Raw genomic sequence first — 4,886 nt, forward strand, 5'->3', positions numbered from 1 at the left:
ACAACGCTCAGGTTGGCGAGACTTACGCCATGATCAAAGCACTGAACAAACTTACAGGGCTTGGTATGCCTGAAACTCAGTATATTGTATAAAAGTCGCTCAACTTTAGGAGGTTTGGTTTCTCGTCTGAATTACGCAACAAAGCCCTTTGAATATCAAGATTATAAATGCATATTTGAAAGAGACGAGCCGTTAGGGTTTTAAAAGGGGAAACTCGGAGAGTTTCCCCATCTTGAATAGACCCCAAACTAAACCAGTTAGCATTAGATATTTGACAAACATCATTTTTGTGATTGATTAAAATTAACAGTCATTACAAAGAGGATAATATGAGTATTAAAAATTGGTTTGTAAGAAGTGAAGCGATTAAAAATAAAGAGCAAGGCACATTAGTTTATGCTCATTATTTAATCGACGAATATCACCCCAACCATAAGAGCCGTACGAAAGTCCATATATTGCATAACAACCCTGTGCAAGTGGCACTCACCGCAATCGACCAAGCTTACCGAATAGACAAACGAAATGCACAACAGCGTAAAGGGGGGCGCCCTGTATCGTCTTATACGCAAAGTTTTGTCTTTGCCCTACCTGAGACTATCAAATTGACAAAAACGCAGTGGAGAGGCGTTTCTAAAGCGATTATTAACGATTTAGCGACACAATTAGATATACCCGCTAAAACGCTCTTGAATCATTGCTCGTTAGTGCTGCATCAGCAAACAAACCCACACCTAAATATTATTGTATCAAGGGGAATAGATGAGCGTTCTTATCAACAAGAATTAACACGCCCAAGCACGACTAATCTACTTAAGCGTACTTTTAACAAAGCTATGCTTGATTTGGGATATTCCTTTGAAGATTACCAACCCAAGAGCAAAGCGAATAAGAAGCTCAAACGCTGGCAAGAGCTGAACCACAAAGAAAAGACTATCAACAAAGCGAAAAAGCAGCTTGAAAAGCTAATTCAAGCCAGTCAGAGCAATGATACGAAAAACATCAACCGCCAGACCAACCGCTTAAACAAGACCATTGACCAGTTAAGCCCTAGTGATGTTCTTGAAGCCGATAAGCAACAAGCGTTAGATGAAATCCGTTCAGCGTTGGGGGAACTGAAAGAAACCAACCAAAAGCCAGTATTAACTGAAGAAAATCAAAATAAATTAAGGAGATATAGCAATGATTGAGCAATTTGAACTAATTGAAAAGAACACGAAACAGATCTTTAAAGAGATGCGCCAACAGCTGATTTTTGTGAACTCGATGGACAACCCATCAGTTAAAGCCTTGAACAAACTTGCCAAGCTCGAAGATCAACTTTCTACGGAGATTTGTAGATTGAGTAATGCATATTTTGAGTTGGCCAAGCTATATCACGATATGATCACCTCACCGAATCTAAAAGAAAGGCTCGAAGCTGTGAGACTCCAAGCCTATTTCACAACTAACATTTCATTTGGCCAATTAGATGTTAATCGTCCCAAAAAACCTTACCGAAACAGACCTGAATAGACTTTACTTTTTTGATCTTGCGATTTTTTTCTTTTTAAGCCCATCTAAATACCCCATTAACTTATGAACCTTTGTTGATGGGTTAGTTACACCAGATTTTAGAGCATTGTTGTAAATCCGTTCTGAGTGTGCTTTAGCCCCATCATAGGTTCCCTCATCTAAAGATTTTTTAAACAATCCTTTTTGAGTCTTTTTGTACTGAGGTAAATAAACTTTAAGATCATCAATAACCAAATCCCCGACACTCTTTGTTGGTGTTGCTGCGTAGGGTTGTGTAGTTGGGTTATAATGCAATAAAAACCAATATTCAAATGAGGGAATCGAAGGGATACTCTCAAATTTTACCTGTTTCTCCAAGCCAGCCTTTGCAAGATCAACATTGATTTGGTCTACTTTAGCCATAGCTTCGTCAAAAGAGCTGTGGTTATCTTTATCGAAAACACAAAAAACTCTATTGTAGATATCACCTGATTTCAAGGCTTTCTCGTGCAGACTATAAGCGTGATTTACTACATTTATTGGGCTAGAGCCACAGTCTCCATCAATTTCAACATTTGCGATGTCTAGCTCATAGAGGACCCGTACTTCTTCAAAATATATAGGCTCAGTTTTTTCACCTTCACAAACAATAAGTACTGTATCGTAAGGCTTCCTTTTGGCTCTTTTTCTCGCTTGTTCTTCGACCTTGCGTGCCTTTCTCTTTTTGAAAAGATCATCACTCCCCATCTGTATCTCCCAAAAGCTCAAGGTTACTAACTAAAGGAAGTGCACCATATCGTCCTGATAGATAGGCTTTTTCAAGGTTCTCAGCCCCTTTTCTTGGACTAAAGTCAGTTAAAGGAAATAGGCTCGACTCTCCAGATTGTTTTTCACAAAACCAAATCTGATCTCTTCTGAAGACATTTTGGTCTAAAACTGAAGTTTCGTGTGTGGTAAAAACGAGCTGAGCATTGTTTGGGTTGGTTTTCTTGTTGTTGAATAAATTAATTAAAAACTTCACCATTGTGGGGTGAAGACTATCGTGTAATTCATCAATAAATAAAACTCGCCCATTTTTCAAACTATCTAACCAAGGTCCAGCAAAAGAAAATAGTTTTCTAGTACCGTCAGACTCATCTTCAAGATCAAATAATACAGATTGACCTTCGTGACCTTTATGAATGGTTTTGATGTCGACAAACTCCTTCTCTTCTAAATCAGCCAAAAGCATATCCTTGACTTCTTTTGGCATATCCGAAGAAAAGAAACTTTCATCAATTTTCTTTTGCTCCAACGAAATGTCAGAAATATCTAGATCTGCAGATCTAAGGAATTTAAGAACTTCTAATTTGGATTCTTTCACTTCACACAACTCAGCAGTGAAACCTGGCCCCCAGCCACCAATTCCTGCAACTTTGAGGGTGTCCTTGAACCAATCAAAAATAGGTAATAGCTGATCGCTGTTGAGCATTACTGCTGTTGAAAGAAAAAGTGAATTGGATTTTGTCGCTTCTTTCCAAACCTGTTTCTTTCCTTGAAATAAATTGGAAAAATCCCAAGAGTATTCTCCTGTCTCGCTGTCAAAAGCTCTGATAAACCAACGTTGCGGTCTTCCTTTAGGGTATGCAAAGAGCCATTCATCTACAATCTGATCTTTTGTTAAAGAAAAACCATATTGGTATTTAACCCCCTGGCTGATAAATAAAACTTCAAACTCTGTAGGAGCACTTGAGGTTTCTTCTGATAAAAGAAACGGTTTTACGGGTAGCCTCTCTCCACGTTGCGACTCTTTTGCAGAACTTAAAACAATACGCTTCATCGTCCCGAGTCCAAGGATGAAGTTTGATTTACCCGCAGCATTGGCTCCGTAAACAGCAGCAGATCTTAATAAAGATGTATTCTTTTGATTTTCTAGAGTAAAAAAGTTCCCTCTAAGATCATCATTAGTAGATTTAATTAAGCTGAATTGCTGTCTTTCTCGAATGGATCTGAAGTTCTCCACGAACAACTCAATAAGCATTTTGATACCATTTTAATGTCGATTTTCATCAATTATATGCAAAAAATGACTTCAAAGTCCATTTTACACTTAGACAAATAAGATATTGTTGGTAGATAATAGAGGAGCATCACTGTGATAGTTGTACTAAACACAGCTAAACACGGTAAATGTGTGACTAAACAAGAAATGAAAAGTGGAACGGCAGAAACGAAAAAACCCACTGTAAACAGTGGGTTATCTCTTGAATGTGGCGGAGAGATAGGGATTTGAACCCTAGATACGCTATTAACGTATGCCGGTTTTCAAGACCGGTGCTTTCAACCACTCAGCCATCTCTCCGTTGCGTGGCGTATATTAGTGATTGGCTGATATATTGTAAAGCACTAAATCATGCTCAGCATGCTAAGTGCTTATAAACTATGCAGTTACTTTACTAGCATAACGGCTTACCTAAGCCCAAAATTCTCGAACCATCTGGTGTAAGTGCTCTACAGTCGACATTTCCAATAAAATAGTGTTTTATTAATATCTTATTGTTTTATAATGATAAACATCAGTTCATGCAACACGTGTACGCCCGAAAGTTATTGCATAATAGTGTGAACTAATTCAAAATTATGGCGTTTATTACGCTATACCGTTTTTATCTGAGGTTTATATGAAAGTCGCTGACTTGTTTAGACATCGTGGTGAATCATTATCAAAACAACATTCAGAGCTATTGCAATGGGTGAGCCCACTTGTGCGTGAGTACTGGGGAGAGTTCGTTGGTAAAACTCAACACCGTGATTTGTTTGCTCGTTTACGTGATTTTCATGGTCCTGCAGTCAACGACGATGTGGTCGCGCCGATTAAGAAGCCTGCACCCATTGAGCTTAAGCCTGAAGCTGAAAAGCTGTATGTTGAGCTACAAGCAAAACTAGGCGAAGTCATTCACACTGGTGAATGGTTAAATGTTTCTCAACAGCGTATCAATCAATTTGGTCATGTGACAGAAGACATGCAGTGGATTCATACCGATCCGGAACGTGCCGAAGCTGAATCTCCATTTAAAACAACCATTGCTCACGGATTTTTAACCCTTGCTCTACTGCCTAAGCTGACAGACAGTGTTGATCCATACAACAACCTGTTCCCGACAGCAAAGATGGTGGTTAACATTGGCCTCAACCAAGTCCGATTCCCGTACCCGGTTAAAGCAGGGAACAACGTTCGTGCAGTCAGCACTTTGTCTAAGGTGACGCCTATCCGCAAAGGCCTAGAGATTGAACGTGAAATTAAGGTCGAGATCGAAGGCGTTCGTCGCCCAGGTGCCGTGGTTACATCAGTGATTCAACTTCACTTCTAACTTTTAGATTTATAGTAAAAAAGGATACCAACTCGGTCTGTC

General features: G+C 39.2%; 5 protein-coding genes and 1 tRNA gene. 3 read left to right on the forward strand and 3 right to left on the reverse strand.

Features of this window, described 5'->3' with window-relative positions:
- Positions 1 to 329: 329 nt before the first annotated feature.
- Both QTO00_RS14890 and QTO00_RS14895 read left to right on the forward strand, forming a co-directional pair.
- On the forward strand, positions 330 to 1,190 hold the full coding sequence (locus QTO00_RS14890; RefSeq protein ID WP_331425493.1) for a hypothetical protein: 861 nt from the start codon (positions 330 to 332) through the stop codon (positions 1,188 to 1,190).
- Positions 1,183 to 1,515, forward strand: coding sequence for a hypothetical protein (locus tag QTO00_RS14895; RefSeq protein WP_331425494.1), 333 nt, complete (start codon positions 1,183 to 1,185; stop codon positions 1,513 to 1,515). The genes QTO00_RS14890 and QTO00_RS14895 overlap by 8 nt, the downstream gene beginning before the upstream one ends.
- 3 nt (positions 1,516 to 1,518) lie before the next feature.
- On the opposite strand, the gene QTO00_RS14900 is transcribed toward QTO00_RS14895, so the two are convergent.
- The 3 genes from QTO00_RS14900 to QTO00_RS14910 form a co-directional block, all read right to left on the reverse strand.
- Positions 1,519 to 2,241, reverse strand: coding sequence for an RloB family protein (locus QTO00_RS14900; protein WP_258516882.1), 723 nt, complete (start codon positions 2,239 to 2,241; stop codon positions 1,519 to 1,521).
- Positions 2,231 to 3,514, reverse strand: a complete 1,284-nt coding sequence (locus tag QTO00_RS14905; RefSeq protein WP_258516883.1) for an AAA family ATPase — start codon at positions 3,512 to 3,514, stop codon at positions 2,231 to 2,233. The genes QTO00_RS14900 and QTO00_RS14905 overlap by 11 nt, the downstream gene beginning before the upstream one ends.
- A 230-nt stretch (positions 3,515 to 3,744) precedes the next feature.
- Positions 3,745 to 3,835 (reverse strand) — tRNA-Ser (locus tag QTO00_RS14910).
- A gap of 319 nt (positions 3,836 to 4,154) precedes the next feature.
- Here QTO00_RS14910 and QTO00_RS14915 point away from each other — a divergent pair.
- On the forward strand, positions 4,155 to 4,844 hold the full coding sequence (locus tag QTO00_RS14915; RefSeq protein WP_331425495.1) for a MaoC family dehydratase: 690 nt from the start codon (positions 4,155 to 4,157) through the stop codon (positions 4,842 to 4,844).
- Positions 4,845 to 4,886 lie beyond the last annotated feature (42 nt).

This window comes from Vibrio sp. M260118 (genome assembly GCF_036533755.1).
Lineage (GTDB): Bacteria > Pseudomonadota > Gammaproteobacteria > Enterobacterales > Vibrionaceae > Vibrio.